This window comes from Bacillus sp. PSXD-155 (assembly GCF_049310765.1).
Taxonomy (GTDB): domain Bacteria; phylum Bacillota; class Bacilli; order Bacillales; family Bacillaceae_G; genus Bacillus_A; species Bacillus_A cereus.
On the sequence record NZ_JBMOWC010000007.1, the window covers coordinates 178494 to 194324 of the forward strand.

The window sequence follows — 15831 nt, forward strand, 5'->3', positions numbered from 1 at the left end:
GCCCTCTTTTTGTTTTGCCTTTATAAATAGAATGGGATTGTATAAGTGAACACTTACTGTGGATACGTATACAATCTTGGGACTTGTTGACTATAAAATAGGATGAAAGCATAGCTTTCTTCTATTTCTTTGGTGAACCCTTATCCGTTTACGAAAACACAGGCAGCGACCTGTGTTTTTTATTTTACGTAATCGAAATGGAGGAATAAATATATGGAAGAAGTATTACAAAGAGCAGTTTTAGTTGGAGTAAATGTAGGTAATGAAGATGATTTTGCATATTCGATGGAAGAGTTAACAAATCTTGCGGAAGCTTGTGATGTAGAGGTAATTGGGCAAGTAACGCAAAATTTACAACGAGTAAATCCATCGCATTATATCGGAAAAGGAAAGATTGAAGAAGTTGCAGCGTATGTACAAGAAATAGATGCGAATATGGTTATCTTTAATGATGAATTATCTCCTTCACAAATTCGAAATTTAGAAGAGGATTTAGATTGTAAGGTAATTGATCGTACCATTTTAATTTTAGATATTTTTGCGCAACGTGCGAAAACGAAAGAAGCACAGCTACAAGTAGAAGTAGCACACCTTCAGTATATGATGCCTCGTTTAATCGGTCTTCGTGAATCGTTAGGGAGACAGAGCGGCGGCGTTGGTACGAAAAATAAAGGTGTCGGTGAAAAGAAGTTAGAGTTAGACCGTCGTAAAATTGAAGAACAAATTTCAGTTTTGAATAAAGATTTAGAAGCGCTCGTTGCCCAGCGTCAAACGCAGCGAAAGCAGCGTAAGAAAAATGAAATACCTGTTGTAGCATTAGTAGGTTATACGAATGCAGGAAAGTCAACGACGATGAATGCAATGCTTGAAATTTATAATGGTACAGAAGAAAAACAAGTATTTGAAAAAGATATGTTATTCGCGACGTTAGAAACATCTGTACGAAATATTGATTTGCCAGATAATAAATCATTTTTATTAACAGATACAGTTGGATTTGTAAGTAAATTACCACATCATCTTGTGAAGGCGTTCCGTTCAACGTTAGAAGAAGTAGCGGAAGCAGACCTACTTATTCACGTTGTAGATTACGCAAATCCAAATTATGAACAATTAATTGATATTACAAATGAAACGTTAAAGAAAATTGGAGTAGAAAATATTCCAACGCTTTATGCTTATAATAAATCAGATATGGTAGATGTTGAAATTCCGAAAGTGCAAGAAGATCGCGTTTATTTATCAGCGAAGAAACATGTTGGAATTGAAGAACTTGTAGAAATGATTCGCTCACACATCTATAAAGAATATACGAAGTGTGAAATGTTAATTCCATATGATCAAGGACAGGTAGTTTCGTATTTCAATAATCATGCACACGTTTTATCTACGAGTTACGAAAACGAAGGTACCAAATTACAAATAGAATGTAAGACGAGTGATTACGAGAAGTATAAGCATTTTGCAATTTAATGTAAGAGGCAACCCAGTATGTGATTGGGTTGTCTTTTTTTGTACTGTTTTACCGCTGAAAGTTACAAGGATGCAAGCCAATGACGGGAGTTAAGTTATATTTCTGGAAAAAGAAATGAAAGCAGTATAGAATAGAAATGTTTCAAAAGTCAGAATTTATTACACCTACTGTAATAAATATATATTTTGTACAGAAAGGGGAGATTCACATATGCAGGCAGTTTCACACAAAAAAAACTGTAGAAACACCGACAATATATCGAATTTTATTTGCGATTAGCTTTGGGCATTTTTTAAATGATTCGATGCAAGCAGTTGTGCCGGCGTTGTTTCCTATTTTGGAAAAAACGATGAATTTATCCTATATGCAAGTAGGGTGGATTGCGTTTGCATTAAATATGACGTCATCGATTATGCAACCGGTGTTTGGTATGTATTCAGATAAGAAGCCGTCACCATTTTTATTACCACTCGGCATGTTTTCAAGTATGCTTGGAATGATTGGACTCGCGTTTGCACCAAACTTTATTATTGTTATTATTTCTGTTTTATTTATTGGGTTAGGTTCCGCGGTCTTTCATCCAGAAGGCGCTCGTGTTGCGTATATGGCGGCAGGTGCAAAACGAGGGTTAGCGCAAGCAATTTATCAAGTTGGGGGAAACACGGGGAATTCTTTAGCTCCTATTTTTACAGCACTAATTTTCGTTCCACTCGGTCAAATTGGTTCATTAGGTTTTACAGCATTTGCAGCAGTAGGAATTGTATTATTAATTTTCGTATCGAATTGGTACAAAAATGAATTAGCAACCGGTGCTGTAAGAAGGAAGAAGAGGGCTGCACTTGAGGCGGAAAATGCAATTGTAAGTACACACATTAAATTCGTTATTATACTTCTTGTTTTTCTTACTTTTGTACGCTCTTGGTATGGTGCTGGTATCGGGAATTTCTATCAATTTTACTTAATAGAGCATTATGGTTTATCTATAAAAAATGCCCAGTATTTCGTATTCGCATTTATGATTGCTGGTGTGTTAGGAACTTTCTTCGGAGGACCGTTAGCAGATCGATTTGGTAAGAAAAATATCATCGTATTTTCAATGTTAGGTTCAGCGCCACTTGCACTGTTATTACCACATGTCTCACTTGTGTGGGTCGTACCGTTATTTTTATGTATCGGTTTTATTAGTTCAAGTAGTTTTAGTGTAATTGTTGTATATGCACAAGAGCTTGTACCTGGAAAAGTGGGAATGGTGTCAGGATTAATCGTAGGTCTTGCGTTTGGACTTGGAGCATTAGGTGCTGTAGTTCTTGGGAAATTAGCAGATATATATAGCCTGCAATTTATTATGCTATTATGTAGTTGTCTACCATTAATTGGACTCACTTCATGGTTACTGCCAAGTGATAAGAAAACGATAGAATAGGGGATGCGCTATGAAATTGTGTGAAAACGTTACGGAATTAATAGGAGATACACCTGTCGTCCGATTATCTAAATTTATTCCGGAAGACGCAGCAGATGTGTATGTGAAACTAGAAATGTTTAATCCATCGCGCAGTGTGAAAGACCGTGCTGCTTATAATTTACTTCACGTTGCAGAAGAAAATGGTCTCATCAAACCAGGAGATACAATTATTGAACCGACAAGCGGGAATACAGGGATTGGTTTAGCGATGAATGCAGCAGCTAAAGGGTATAAAGCGATTTTAATTATGCCAGATAATATGTCAAAAGAGCGTATTAATTTATTGAAAGCATACGGAGCAGAAGTAGTTTTAACACCAGCAGAACAAAGAATGCCAGGAGCAATTGCGAAGGCGTTAGAACTGCAAAAACAAATACCGAATAGTTTTATCCCGCAACAATTTGAAAATCCAGCTAATCCGAATATTCACCGTTATACGACTGCACTTGAAATTTACGAACAAATGGATGGAGAGCTTGATGCTTTTGTTGCAACGGCAGGAACAGGCGGAACGATTACAGGGACTGGTGAAACGTTAAAAGAGAAATTGCCAAACTTATATATTGCAGTAGTGGAACCGAAAGGATCTCCCGTTTTATCCGGTGGTGTACCAGGTCCTCATAAACTAGTAGGAACAAGCCCAGGATTTATTCCGAAAAACTTAAATACAGAAGTGTATAACGAAATTATTCAAATTGCAGATGAAGAGGCTTTAACGACAATGAGAAACTTAGCTAGACAAGAAGGATTATTAGTTGGGCCATCTTCTGGAGCATCTGTTTACGCTGCAATCATGATAGCGAAACGCCTAGGCGTTGGTAAAAAAGTTTTATGTATTGCGCCTGATACAGGTGAACGTTATTTGAGCATGGGGTTATTTGAATAAAAAGGATAGAAACACCTTAATAGTGAATAGCTGCTATTAAGGTGTTTGTTTTATGGAATGAAGAGGGGGAGAAGAACAATGAAACTATTAAAACCAATCCATGAATATAGTGAGCATATTACGGCGTATAGACAAGCGTTTTTACACTCAGGGGAACAACCACATGGAAGTAGTTCTTTACAAAACTTTGATTCTCTTGATGAATGGTTTGAAAAAGTGAGTAAACAAGAACTAGGAGAAAATTTACTAGCTAATCGAGTGCCATCTAGTCAGTTTTTAAGTTTTGAAAAAGGGAAACTTATAGGTTTTGTGAATATTAGACATAGATTAAATCCAGAATTATTACGGGAAAGCGGTCATATTGGATATAGTGTCCATCCGAATAAACGTCGCCACGGTTACGCTACGAAACAACTACAACTTGCATTAGCTGAAGCGCAAAAATTAGGATTGCAGAAAGTATTAATAACTTGCGATAAATCCAATATCGGTTCTGCTAAAACGATTCAAAAGGTTGGAGGTGTGTTAGAAAATGAAGTAGTTTCTTCTCGTACTGGTGAAGTTATTCAGCGCTATTGGATAGAAATATGATTAAGTAGGAATTTGAAAAGGTAATGCAAGCTGTAATATCGAAATAGATAAATGAAATATAGGGGATTACTGCAATTTTAGGGGGGAAATGAAATGGGATTAAAAGAGAAAGCGATAGAGATGTCAGAGATTTATAGGAAAAATCCGAAAGTAGAAGCTATTATTTTAGCGGGTTCAGTAGCTAGAAAGCTTGAAGATGAACATTCAGATATAGAATTACATATTTTATGGTCAACACCGCCGGAAGATGAGGATCGTAGGGCCCCTATTTATCATATTGATGGGAAAATATTATCGTATCATCCGTATGAGGAAGAAGAATGGTCGGAAACGTATTTAACGAAAGAGGGAATTAAATTAGAGATTAGTAACTTTTTAACAGAGACAGTAGAGAAAGTGATTTCGGATGTGGTGGATCAATATGATATAAGTTATGAAAAACAATGTGTTGTATCATCCATTCATGATGGTGTTAGTTTGTATGGAGAAGGGAAAGTGAATGAATTAAAAGAAAAAGTAGCGGCATATCCAGATGAACTAGCAAAACGGATGATTTCAGAAAATCTATGGTTAAGTAATCGTTGGCACAATCGAAAGGCGCTTTTAAAACGGAAAGATTGGCTTATGCTTTATGACGTTATTTGCGAAGTACAAAGGAACGTATTCGGTGTTTTATTTGGTTTGAATAAAATGTACGTACATCATCCAGCGTTTAAATGGATGCCTAATAATGTGGAACGAATGACTATTAAACCTGAAAAATTATATGAACGTATGGCGGACACATTAATAGGGAATCCAGAAAAAAGTGTGCAGGAGTTAGAGTTGCTAATAGAAGAAGTGTTGCAACAAGTTCATACATACGCGCCAGGAGTAAATGTGGATGAGCAAGAAAAATCTATTTTTTATTTTGTGAAATAGAAAATAGTAATAAGGGGGGAAGTTATGGGTTTTTTTAATAGGTTTTTTAAAAAAGTTGAAAAAGTAAATGAGCAAGAAGCTACTCTTCATGAATTAAGTGAAGAATTGTATGTTGAATCACCGGTAGAGGAAGCGACTAGTTACTGGGTATCAATGGCACAAAATATAATTGTTAATGCTGTAAAAGCGGCTGACAATGATGTGGAACGTGCCTTCGTGTTATTGAATTTGAAGAAAGGTGAGGCTTCATTTGATATTTTTTATCAAATAAATGGGCAATTGTATTTCTGGGATCAGCTAGAAAATGAGACGATAAGAAATAGAATTCAGAACGAGTTGTTACCGCAAGCTCCAGAAGTTTCAAATGCAGTAAATGAGCAATTTCGTGGAGCTGATCACCCTATAATTTCGTTCGCACAATTGCAGTTTGAATGGGAAACGAAAGCCTGGTTCTCACATATAATTTGGGAAGATAGCCTTGCTGCTCAATTGCCCAAAACTCAAATTCTAAATGAATGGTTTCGTGTAATTAAAGAAGAAACGAAAAATAGACCACTGGATAGTGATGCGAAATTTTCTTGGTATCCATCAAACTCTTAAAAAATGAATACAGAGAGACAGGTTATGTTTCTAGATGATTTGTATTATTGAATAAGTATCAATAATACGTAATTCTTTTTCTATTGCCTGTTAGAATTCGTTATGTACTAAGCTACTTGTTTTCTAAACTAAAACTTATATTTCGAATTTTTAAATAGATTGTAATACATAAAAATTCAAAATATAAGTTGACACTATTTTTAATGTGTGATAAAAATGATAGTAATCAATTCGGAAAATAATATTTGGGCAATGAAAGGGTATAGTAGTGAATATCTCCCTATTTCAGAGAGCTGATGGTTGGTGTGAATCAGTATATAGATTATTCATGAAGTTCGTCCTGGAGCATCTTTCATAAATCTCGCATTATGAGGAAATGAAAGACGGTAGTTTATACCGTTATCAAATAAAGTGGTGAAGATTTTTTCACAACTAGGGTGGTACCGCGATATTTATCGTCCCTACGTATTTACGTAGGGACGTTTTTTATTTAGGTCCTAACTTTGGTGTGTCTTCATAACTAGGGTGGTACCGCGATATTTTATCGTCCCTACGTTTTTGCGTAGGGGCGTTTTTATTTAGGTGGTTTCTTAGTGTTCTTCACAACTAGGGTGGTACCGCGATATTTTTGTCGTCCCTACGTATTTACGTAGGGACGTTTTTTTATTAGGGAGGAAGTGAACGTATTAGAAAAGAGTATTGATAGAACAATATAAATACCGAATTGTAACAAAGAAAAAGAGATAGAGAGGAGATTAACAAATGAATTCACAGCAATGGACATCGAAATTAGGTTTCGTATTAGCTGCAGCAGGTTCGGCAATTGGTCTTGGGGCGATTTGGAAATTCCCATATATGGCCGGCATTGGAGGAGGCGGAGCGTTCTTCCTAATTTTCATCGGTTTCACATTATTAATTGGTTTACCGCTATTATTAGCTGAATTTGTTATTGGAAGAAGTACACAAAAAGAGGCTGTCGATGCATATAGAGAGATTGCTCCTAAAACGTTATGGCCTTGGTTAGGTAAATTAGGAATTGTAACATGTTTCATATTACTTTCTTTCTACAGTGTTGTAGGAGGCTGGATTTTATTATATTTATGGAATGCAATTACAGGTAGACTATGGGAAGGAAATGGAGCATACGAAGCTACGTTTGGTGAAATCATTTCCAATCCATATTTAGCAGTTGGATCACAGCTATTATTCATCCTTATTACTATTTTCATCGTAAGTAAAGGTGTACAAAATGGTGTTGAAAAAGTAAATAAATATTTCATGCCAGCATTATTCGTTTTATTCTTTGTATTAATCGTTCGTGCACTTACATTAGATGGTGCTGGAGAAGGCGTTCGTTTCTTCTTACAACCTGATTTCTCACATGTAACATCAGAAGTTATATTATACGCAATGGGGCAATCGTTCTTCTCATTATCTGTCGGGGTAGCCGTTATGGTAACGTATAGCTCATACTTACCGAAAGAAGAAAGCTTACCACGTTCAGCATTTTCTATCGTAGCCTTAACTCTTGTTATTACATTACTTGCAGGACTTGCAATTTTCCCAGTTGTGTTCGCATTTGGAATGGAACCATCTCAAGGGCCGGGACTATTATTTATCGTGTTGCCAGCTATTTTCAGTAAAATGGCGTTCGGAAAATTATTCTTCATTGTTTTCTTATTACTATTCTTCTTCGCTACGATTACATCAGCAATTTCGATGTTAGAAATTAGTGTTGCATCGTTAACATCAAAAGGTAAAGGGAAACGTGAAAAAATGGCCTTAATCGTAGGGTTATTAATCTTCGTTGTTGGGGTACCATCAGCATTATCATTCGGTATATTAAGTGATCTGAAGATTTTCGGAAAGACAGTCTTTGATTTAGCGGACTATGCAGTAAGTAATGTTTTAATGCCACTTGGTGTATTATTAGTTTCTATCTTTGTTCCTTTAAAAATGAAGAAAGATGTATTAATGAAAGAGCTAGGTGTAAGTAAAAATAAAGGTTATAAACTATTCGTATTATGGTTATTCTTACTTCGTTATATCGCACCAATTGCGATTATTATCGTATTCTTAAATGTACTTGGCATTATATAAAAAGAAAGGTAGCGTATCATACATAGATACGCTACCTTTTTATTTTGCTCTTTTTTGCAATTCATTTACTGTTACGAACTGATAGCCCTTCTTAGATAAAGAATCTAAAATACCTTCAATCGTTTTAAAATTTTCATTAGACTCATCATACATAGAATGCAGTAAAATGATAGAACCTGGTTTTACATTTTTATTAACATATTCAATTTTATCAGCTGCAGATTTATAAAAAGTATCGGGCTCAAGATCCCATATAATCGTTTCGATATTATTTTTATTTAAATAATAGGGTAGTCCAATTAATTTTTTTCCGTTAGGGGGCCTAAAATTAATTTCGTCTGTAAATCCTGTTTGGCGGATTAATGAATTCGTTTTTTTTATTTCATCTTTAATAAAAGAAGGTGTTTTGAAAACCATTCTTTTATGAGAATATGTATGGTTTCCAAGTTGGTGCCCAGATTGCGCGATAGCTTCTCCTAATGATAGATTTTTCTCTAATTCATTTCCAATTAAAAAGAAAGTAGCTTTAGCGTTGTATTTGTCTAGTAATGGTAATATTTGTTTTACATTGTTAGTAGGGCCATCATCAAAAGTTAAAGCGATCACTTTTTCATTTGTTTCTACGCGTTGTGTTAAATCTCCAAATAATTGAAAGCTTCTTGCGTTCATCAATTTGTATGTTCCGAATAATGCTGTGATAATAAAGAATAGTGTAACGATTGTAATGATAATTTTTTTCTTCATAATGTAACCTCACAATGATTTTTGATTTGATTAAAAAGTATTATATCAAACTAAGTAATTTCGTGCTTTAAGAAGGGTGTGGATGCAAGGAGAAGGAATTTATCATATAATAAAATGCAAAAGGTATATTAGGAGGTGTTTATATGGCGATTATAATTCAATTGCCAGACACTGCAACGTCTCATGCAAAGCCAAGTATGGAAATGGCGATACTTTGCGTGAGGTAGACAAGTAATATACAATCGCCTATATGAGCTCGTATCATTTTTTATATTTGGCTTTGCACCTTATTGAAATGAACCATAAAAAATAAGGGGCGAGCAGAAATGAAATACGTAAAAGCTAATGCTGTTTTACCAGAGAGTTTAATTACTGAAATTCAAAAGTATATACAAGGTGAAACAATTTACATTCCGAAACAAGAAACGAAACATTATAAATGGGGTACACGATCTGGCGGAAGAAAACAACTAGATGAAAGAAATAAAGCAATTAAAGAAGCGTTTAAAAGTGGGATTGCTATTCGTCAACTTGCAGAAGAATATTTTCTTTCTGGGGAAACGATTAAAAAGATTGTGTATTCAAAATGAGCATAAAAGAGTCTAGTTCAAATATTATTTTGAACTAGACTCTTTGTGCTTTGTATGTATTGGATATATAGGGTGTGAACGGGCATCATAATAGAAAAAATGTGCCGTTTTTTTATTAAATGGTACACAGAGCACTTGAAAAGTAGAAAGGTGAACATATATGAATCATATTGGACAAATAACGATAGAGCTTTTAGTTGGTTTTTTTGTTCTATTAATTGCTACAAAAATATTAGGGAAAACACAAATATCTCAGCTAACGCCATTTGATTTTATTTCTGCAATCGTCCTAGGTGAGCTCGTTGGAAATTCAATATATGATCCTAAAATTAAAGTATGGTCTATTTTATATTCAGTATTTGTTTGGGTAATTTTAATTTATACTATAGAAGTGATAACACAAAAAGTAAGAGGAACAAGAAGGTTTTTTGAAGGGTATCCTTCAATTATTATTCGTAACGGAAAGATTGATCGTGAACAATTAAGCGTAAATCATTTGGATATAAACCAATTACAACAAATGCTTAGGCAACAAAAAGATATATTTTCAATCCGAGAAGTTGAATATATGATATTGGAACCGAACGGAAACATAAGCGTTCTGAAAAAAAGTAAATACGAATCTCCTACTATAAATGATTTAAGTTTAAAACATAAGCCTGTATACTTACCAATTTCATTAATTAGTGATGGAAAAGTAGTTAAGGATAATTTGAGGGAAGCGGGATTTGATGAAGGATGGCTTTATAAACAAATAAAGCAAAAAGGAATTACTAAATTTGAAGACGTATTATATGCGGAATGGAAAACAGATGATGGCTTCTTTTGTCAGGAAATGCAGCGGTAGAGAATAAGTGATATATGTAATGTTTGTTTCTAAGTTATCTTTTACATATCAAAAAACGTAATCATTGTATACAATAAAACTAGATCAACAATTTGTATGGAGTGATAAAGATGGAAGCGTTTATTAGAAGTGATCAATATAATTTTATAAAATCACAAGCTTATATTTTAGCAAACGGGCATGCAACGGCAAATGATAGAGGTGTAATTCAAGCGTTAAAATCGCTTGCGATTGAAAAGATAATACATGTATTTGAGAATTTAACGGATGAACAGAAAGAGTTAATTGATACGGTATTAACAGTTCAAAATAGAGAAGATGCAGAATCATTTTTAATGAAAATAAATCCGTATGTAATTCCGTTTCAAGAAGTTACAGCACAAACATTAAAAAAATTATTTCCTAAAGCGAAAAAGTTAAAACTTCCTGATATGGAAGAAATGGATATGAAAGAAATATCTTATTTAAGCTGGATTGATAAGGGGTCAAGCAGGAAATTTATTATAGCGAAAAATGATAAAAATAAATTTGTTGGTCTGCAAGGAACGTTCCAAAGTTTAAATAAAAAAAGCATTTGTTCGTTATGTCATGGACATGAAGAAGTAGGAATGTTTTTAGTTGAAATTAAAGGCGATGTACCAGGAACTTTCGTTAAAAAGGGAAACTACATTTGCAAAGATGGTGTAGCTTGCAATCAGAATATGAAATCGCTAGATAAATTGAACGATTTTATTGAACGCTTGAAGAAATAACGAGAAAACCTCTAGTATTTAAACTGGAGGTTTTTATTTTTTGAAGAAGTAAAATAAGCTTTCTTTGTAAATGTAGATTTATAATGAAATTTGATAAAAATATCTATTATGATACAGTTGCTTATATGCAAGGAGGTAAAACATGGATTACCTTTTATCGAAAGAAAAAGTGAAGCGATGGCCCAAAGATATGATAGCGGCGGGGCGTTGTCATACAGTTGGCCTGAAATCGGATGGCACGGTAGTAGCGGTGGGCCGGAATAAAGAAGGGGAATGTAATGTAAGTGGCTGGCGAGATATTGAAGCAGTCGCAGTGGGCAATGTTCATATGGCAACGAACACGGGTAATGCTCATACAATCGGTCTTACATGTGACAGTACTGCGGTAGCAGTGGGTTGGAATAAGCATGAACAATGTGATGTAAACGATTGGCATAATATTGTAGCGGTTGCGGCAGGGTGGCGTCGTACTATTGGCCTGAAATCGGATGGCACGGTAGTAGCGGTGGGCCGAAATAAAGAAGGAGAATGCAATGTAAGCAGTTGGCAAGGTATTGTGGCAGTCACAGCGGGTGACTGGCATACAGTCGGTCTTAAATTGGACGGCACATTGACGACTGTGGGGAATAATCGATATGGTCAATGCAATGTAAGTAGCTGGCGAGGTATTGTAGCGGTCAAGGCTGGGTATCTTCATACTGTTGGTCTTAAACGAGACGGTACGGTGACAGCAGTGGGGAATGATAAACATAACCAGTGTGATGTAAGTGGCTGGCGAGATATTGTAGCAATAGCGGCTGGTACGAATCATACAATCGGACTTAAATCAAACGGTACCGTGGTGGCAGTGGGTTGGAATGAGTATGGTCAATGTAACGTAAGTGATTGGAGAGATATTGTAGCGATAGCGGCTGGTTGTGCACATACAGTCGGACTAAAATCAGACGGCACGGTGATAGCGGTAGGTAATAATGAATTTGGCCAATGCAATGTAGGTAGCTGGCGCGACATTCGGTTGCCTGGCAAATAGTCAATTTACAATAAATCATTAGTAATATTATTCTATTTTAGGAGTAATTATGGAATAGGATATGTAGAAAATAATTAAACTTAAATCTGCTGAATAAGAATCTCTTTTGAAAAGGGATTCTTATTATTTTTCATAAAATGAGGGTATAAATGGAATTTTTGAACAAATTTTATTTCAAAATTACAGTAGAAGATATAAATTAAAAAGTATAGAGGAGATAAAGGAATGCTTAAAAGGTTTTTACTTTCTTTACCGGATGTTTTACTTATATGTATCGTTCTCTACATAATGTACACAAATTCTTTTAGTTTTGGACAGATGCTAGTAATTTCCATTTCAATCGGAATTATTGGTGGTCTTGCTATTAGAATTTGTAAGGATGTATTCACGTATATAAGATGGACAATTAAACAAAGAAAAAATTGAATATGTTTAATAGTTATTAGGAGGGAATGAAATGACTAAGAAAAAGAATAGAGTGAAAAACGAGATAGTACTTTGGTCACTAACAGCAATTGTTCTATTAATTGTATGGTACTTTTATCAAAAATAAAAACGCATCGTACTCAAAAAGCACGATGCGTTTTTATTATTTTTTTTGCCAATTTTCTTTTATAAAGTCTTCACGACCAGATTCCTTTTGCTCAGTAGCATATTTCTCTGGATTCTTTTTATAGAAATGTTGGTGGTATTCCTCTGCTTCGTAAAAAGGTGTAGCAGGACGAATTTCAGTCACGATTGGATCTTTAAACATACCGCTTTCTGCAAGAGCTTGTTTTGATTTTTCAGCAAGCCCTTTTTGTGTTTCGTTATGATAAAAAATAGCGGTACGATAAGATGGACCACGGTCAAAAAATTGTCCGCCATCATCAGTTGGATCGATTTGTGGCCAATATAAGTCTAGTAATTTCTGATAAGGAAAAATAGAAGGATCGAATGTAATTTGAACAACTTCTAAATGTCCAGATGTTCCAGCTTTTACTTGTTCATATGTTGGGTTTTCTACATGACCTCCTGCATAGCCAGAAAGTACTTTATGAATACCAGGAAGTTCATCAAATGGTTTTACCATGCACCAAAAGCAACCGCCTGCGAAGGTTGCGAGTTCGTATGTTTTTTCGGACATTGCTGTAATCCTCCTAAATGTATATGTTTTATATAGTATTATATAAATTGTTTTATTGCGCAATAAAAAAGATTTGAAAATATATGTTTTTTATAAACAAGATCCTCCGCTCACATCAATTAATTGTCCAGTAACCCAGCGGCTATCTGGAGAAGCAAGGAATGCAGCAGTATCGGCAATGTCTTCTACTTCACCTAAGCGATTGAAAGCGGAAATAGTAGTAGCGTACTGCTTCATCATTGGGTCGCTCAAGAGTTCTGCGTTCATATCTGTTTTAATAAATCCTGGAAGTATTGTATTCACCGTTATTCCTCGTGCTCCAAGCTGTTTTGCTAGCGTAAAAGTCATTGTATTAATAGCGCCTTTCGTCATACTATATGCAACAAAATCAGGTAAAGAAATGCGGGTGGCAGCGGATGAAATATTAATAATTCGGCTATTGTCACGTAAACGTGGCAGTGCTTGTTGAATGATAAAGAATGGTGCTTTTGCATTTACTGAAAACATTCTATCAAAAAATTGTTCAGTCGTTTCTTCAATAAAAGCACCAGGACCAATGCCAGCATTGTTTATTAAAATATCAAATTGTGTTTCACCAGTGCGCTTTTGTAATTCAGTATCTAAAGCTTTATAAAGGTTTTCTACACCGTGTAAGGATTCTAAATTTGCGCCGATAGAAAAAGCTTGGCCACCATTTGATTGAATTTCATGAACAGTTTCTTCAGCGTCATCTTTTCGATTACCGTAATGAACAGCAACCAATGCACCGTCATTTGCTAAACGTTTAGCGATTGCTCGTCCAATTCCTCGGCTTGCTCCTGTAACTAACGCTACTTTCCCTTTTAACATAGTTTCCTCATCTCCTCATAAACTTTATAAGTTTTTCTTTATGTAGTAATGCAAACATACTTAAGTAATATATGAGTGTATGTAAGTAATGCATTCCAATTTTGATTTGAGAAAAAATAAATAGAATGAATTTTGATTTTTTTGAAAAAACATGTTGACAAGGAAAAGAACAACGTCCTATAATACGTGTAACAAATAAAAGTTAATTAAGAATTTTCTAACTTTATATGTTGTATATGCAAAGAAGAGGAAAGTAGATGATTATGATCGTTTCAGAGAGCTACTCCAAGGCTGTGAGGGTAGTAACAATCGAATCATTGAAGATCACCTCGGAGCATCGCTTGCGAAAGGGAAACTGAGTAGAGGGCGGCGGCATCGTCTCCGGTAAAAGGACGGAGGTCTGATTGGACCTACAAAGCTTATATTTCGTGAGAAGTATAAGGAAGCTGAGTGGTAACGCGAAACTCTCGCCTCAGCAATCAAAGCTACTAAATTGTAGTAGTTGATTGCTGAGGCGAGAGTTTTTATTTTTAAAAATAGAAGAAGAGAATGCGTAGAAGAGGAGAGTAAATGATAAAGATTGTTTCAGAGAGCTGCCCCGAGGCTGTGAGGGTGGTAACAATTCACTCATTGAAAATCACCTTGGAGCACTACTTTTGAAAACTAGTAAAAAGTAGCGGGGTTGTTCCCGATAGAAAAACAAAAGTCTAATTGGACTTGCAGAGCTTATATTTCGTGAGAAGTATAAGGAAGCTGAGTGGTACCACGATTCCCTCGTCTCAGCAATGGATTGCTACAAGTATGTAAGTAATCGATTGTTGAGACGAGTATATTTTTAAGGTTTATATACTGAATATTCTGTTAAAAATACTCATCTCAGCAATCGATGTAGAAATAGATTGCAAAAAATAGAGAAAAAAAGAGGAGCGATGTGAGATGGGAAACCAGTACATTTACATGAATGGGGAATTTGTAGAAAAAGAAAAGGCAGTTGTTTCAGTATATGATCACGGTTTTTTATACGGAGACGGTGTATTTGAAGGGATTCGTAGTTACGGAGGAAATGTATTTTGTTTAAAAGAACATGTGAAACGATTGTATGAATCAGCGAAATCTATTTTACTAACAATTCCAATGACGGTAGAAGAAATGGAAGAAGCAGTTTTACATACACTCCAAAAAAACGAATATACTGATGCTTACATTCGCTTAATTGTCTCAAGAGGAAAAGGTGACTTAGGGCTCGATCCGAGAAGTTGTGTGAAGCCGAGCGTAATTATCATTGCAGAACAATTAAAGTTATTCCCACAAGAATTTTATGATAATGGGCTAAGCGTTGTATCTGTTGCATCAAGACGTAATAAGCCAGATGCGTTAGATCCACGTATTAAGTCAATGAATTATTTAAATAACGTACTTGTAAAAATCGAAGCAGCACAAGCAGGAGTGTTAGAGGCTCTTATGTTAAATCAACAAGGATATGTTTGTGAAGGTTCTGGTGATAATGTTTTCGTTGTGAAAGATGGAAAAGTATTAACCCCGCCATCCTATTTAGGAGCATTAGAAGGTATTACGAGAAATAGTGTTATCGAGCTATGTAAGCGACTGAGTATTCCGTGTGAGGAAAGACCGTTCACTCGCCATGATGTATATGTAGCGGATGAAGTATTTTTAACAGGAACAGCAGCGGAGTTAATTCCAGTTGTAAAAGTTGATTCCAGAGAAATTGGAGATGGGAAACCAGGAAGTGTAACGAAACAATTGACCGAAGAATTTAAAAAATTAACGAGAGAAAGAGGAGTACGTGTTCCCGGGCTGACGGAAAGCTTAGCGTAAATAAGGAGAGGAGTTAATGG

General features: G+C 35.3%; 15 protein-coding genes, 1 pseudogene and 2 other annotated features. Of the genes and pseudogenes, 13 read left to right on the top strand and 3 right to left on the bottom strand.

Translation table 11 applies throughout. The features are described 5' to 3' along the window. Positions 1 to 213 precede the first annotated feature (213 nt). The 7 genes and pseudogenes from hflX to ACO6VI_RS10730 all read left to right on the top strand — a co-directional run bounded on the left by hflX (position 214) and on the right by ACO6VI_RS10730 (position 8037). Positions 214 to 1473 (top strand): GTPase HflX, encoded by a 1260-nt coding sequence (gene hflX, locus ACO6VI_RS10700; protein WP_098033405.1) that lies wholly within the window; start codon positions 214 to 216, stop codon positions 1471 to 1473. A 211-nt stretch (positions 1474 to 1684) separates the two neighbouring features. Beyond that, positions 1685 to 2897: pseudogene (locus tag ACO6VI_RS10705) on the top strand (MFS transporter). Positions 2898 to 2907: 10 nt separating this feature from the next. Further along, positions 2908 to 3825, top strand: a complete 918-nt coding sequence (gene cysK, locus ACO6VI_RS10710) for a cysteine synthase A (RefSeq protein ID WP_000762273.1) — start codon at positions 2908 to 2910, stop codon at positions 3823 to 3825. A gap of 78 nt (positions 3826 to 3903) precedes the next feature. Continuing rightward, positions 3904 to 4416: a GNAT family N-acetyltransferase gene (locus ACO6VI_RS10715; RefSeq protein ID WP_000771274.1), complete on the top strand. Its 513-nt coding sequence runs from the start codon at positions 3904 to 3906 to the stop codon at positions 4414 to 4416. Positions 4417 to 4509: 93 nt separating this feature from the next. Continuing rightward, the gene (locus tag ACO6VI_RS10720; protein WP_063547033.1) at positions 4510 to 5337 is read left to right on the top strand and encodes a DUF4037 domain-containing protein; all 828 of its coding nucleotides are present in this window, start codon (positions 4510 to 4512) and stop codon (positions 5335 to 5337) included. Positions 5338 to 5361: 24 nt separating this feature from the next. After that, positions 5362 to 5937, top strand: a complete 576-nt coding sequence (locus ACO6VI_RS10725; RefSeq protein WP_000505545.1) for a hypothetical protein — start codon at positions 5362 to 5364, stop codon at positions 5935 to 5937. A 243-nt stretch (positions 5938 to 6180) separates the two neighbouring features. After that, positions 6181 to 6403: a binding site (T-box leader), on the top strand. A gap of 296 nt (positions 6404 to 6699) precedes the next feature. Continuing rightward, positions 6700 to 8037 carry a sodium-dependent transporter gene (locus ACO6VI_RS10730; RefSeq protein ID WP_001088187.1) on the top strand — a complete coding sequence of 446 codons (1338 nt, stop codon included), beginning with the start codon at positions 6700 to 6702 and terminating at the stop codon, positions 8035 to 8037. Positions 8038 to 8076: 39 nt separating this feature from the next. On the opposite strand, the gene ACO6VI_RS10735 is transcribed toward ACO6VI_RS10730, so the two are convergent. Further along, the gene (locus ACO6VI_RS10735) at positions 8077 to 8781 is read right to left on the bottom strand and encodes a polysaccharide deacetylase family protein (protein ID WP_098033853.1); all 705 of its coding nucleotides are present in this window, start codon (positions 8779 to 8781) and stop codon (positions 8077 to 8079) included. Positions 8782 to 9107: 326 nt separating this feature from the next. Here ACO6VI_RS10735 and ACO6VI_RS10740 point away from each other — a divergent pair, with 326 nt between their 5' ends. The 5 genes from ACO6VI_RS10740 to ACO6VI_RS10760 all read left to right on the top strand — a co-directional run bounded on the left by ACO6VI_RS10740 (position 9108) and on the right by ACO6VI_RS10760 (position 12426). After that, complete coding sequence (locus ACO6VI_RS10740) at positions 9108 to 9371, top strand: CD3324 family protein (protein ID WP_098033854.1); 264 nt, start codon at positions 9108 to 9110, stop codon at positions 9369 to 9371. Between the two features lie 160 nt (positions 9372 to 9531). Continuing rightward, a complete protein-coding gene (locus ACO6VI_RS10745) occupies positions 9532 to 10218 on the top strand; it encodes a DUF421 domain-containing protein (protein ID WP_001015543.1) in 687 nt (228 codons plus the stop codon). 110 nt (positions 10219 to 10328) lie between these two features. Next, positions 10329 to 10970 carry a FusB/FusC family EF-G-binding protein gene (locus ACO6VI_RS10750; protein ID WP_000387074.1) on the top strand — a complete coding sequence of 214 codons (642 nt, stop codon included), beginning with the start codon at positions 10329 to 10331 and terminating at the stop codon, positions 10968 to 10970. Between the two features lie 142 nt (positions 10971 to 11112). Beyond that, positions 11113 to 12000 (top strand): RCC1 domain-containing protein, encoded by an 888-nt coding sequence (locus ACO6VI_RS10755; protein WP_000385093.1) that lies wholly within the window; start codon positions 11113 to 11115, stop codon positions 11998 to 12000. Positions 12001 to 12225: 225 nt separating this feature from the next. Further along, complete coding sequence (locus tag ACO6VI_RS10760) at positions 12226 to 12426, top strand: hypothetical protein (RefSeq protein ID WP_000919315.1); 201 nt, start codon at positions 12226 to 12228, stop codon at positions 12424 to 12426. Between the two features lie 163 nt (positions 12427 to 12589). Here ACO6VI_RS10760 and msrA read toward each other — a convergent pair whose 3' ends face one another. Next, on the bottom strand, positions 12590 to 13126 hold the full coding sequence (gene msrA / locus ACO6VI_RS10765) for a peptide-methionine (S)-S-oxide reductase MsrA (RefSeq protein ID WP_023521654.1): 537 nt from the start codon (positions 13124 to 13126) through the stop codon (positions 12590 to 12592). A gap of 90 nt (positions 13127 to 13216) precedes the next feature. After that, positions 13217 to 13975 (bottom strand): SDR family oxidoreductase, encoded by a 759-nt coding sequence (locus ACO6VI_RS10770; RefSeq protein WP_422423317.1) that lies wholly within the window; start codon positions 13973 to 13975, stop codon positions 13217 to 13219. 545 nt (positions 13976 to 14520) lie between these two features. After that, positions 14521 to 14760: a binding site (T-box leader), on the top strand. A gap of 151 nt (positions 14761 to 14911) precedes the next feature. On the opposite strand from ACO6VI_RS10770, the gene ilvE reads away from it, so the two are divergent. Further along, a complete protein-coding gene (gene ilvE, locus ACO6VI_RS10775; RefSeq protein ID WP_161519782.1) occupies positions 14912 to 15811 on the top strand; it encodes a branched-chain-amino-acid transaminase in 900 nt (299 codons plus the stop codon). The last annotated feature ends 20 nt before the right edge of the window (positions 15812 to 15831 follow it).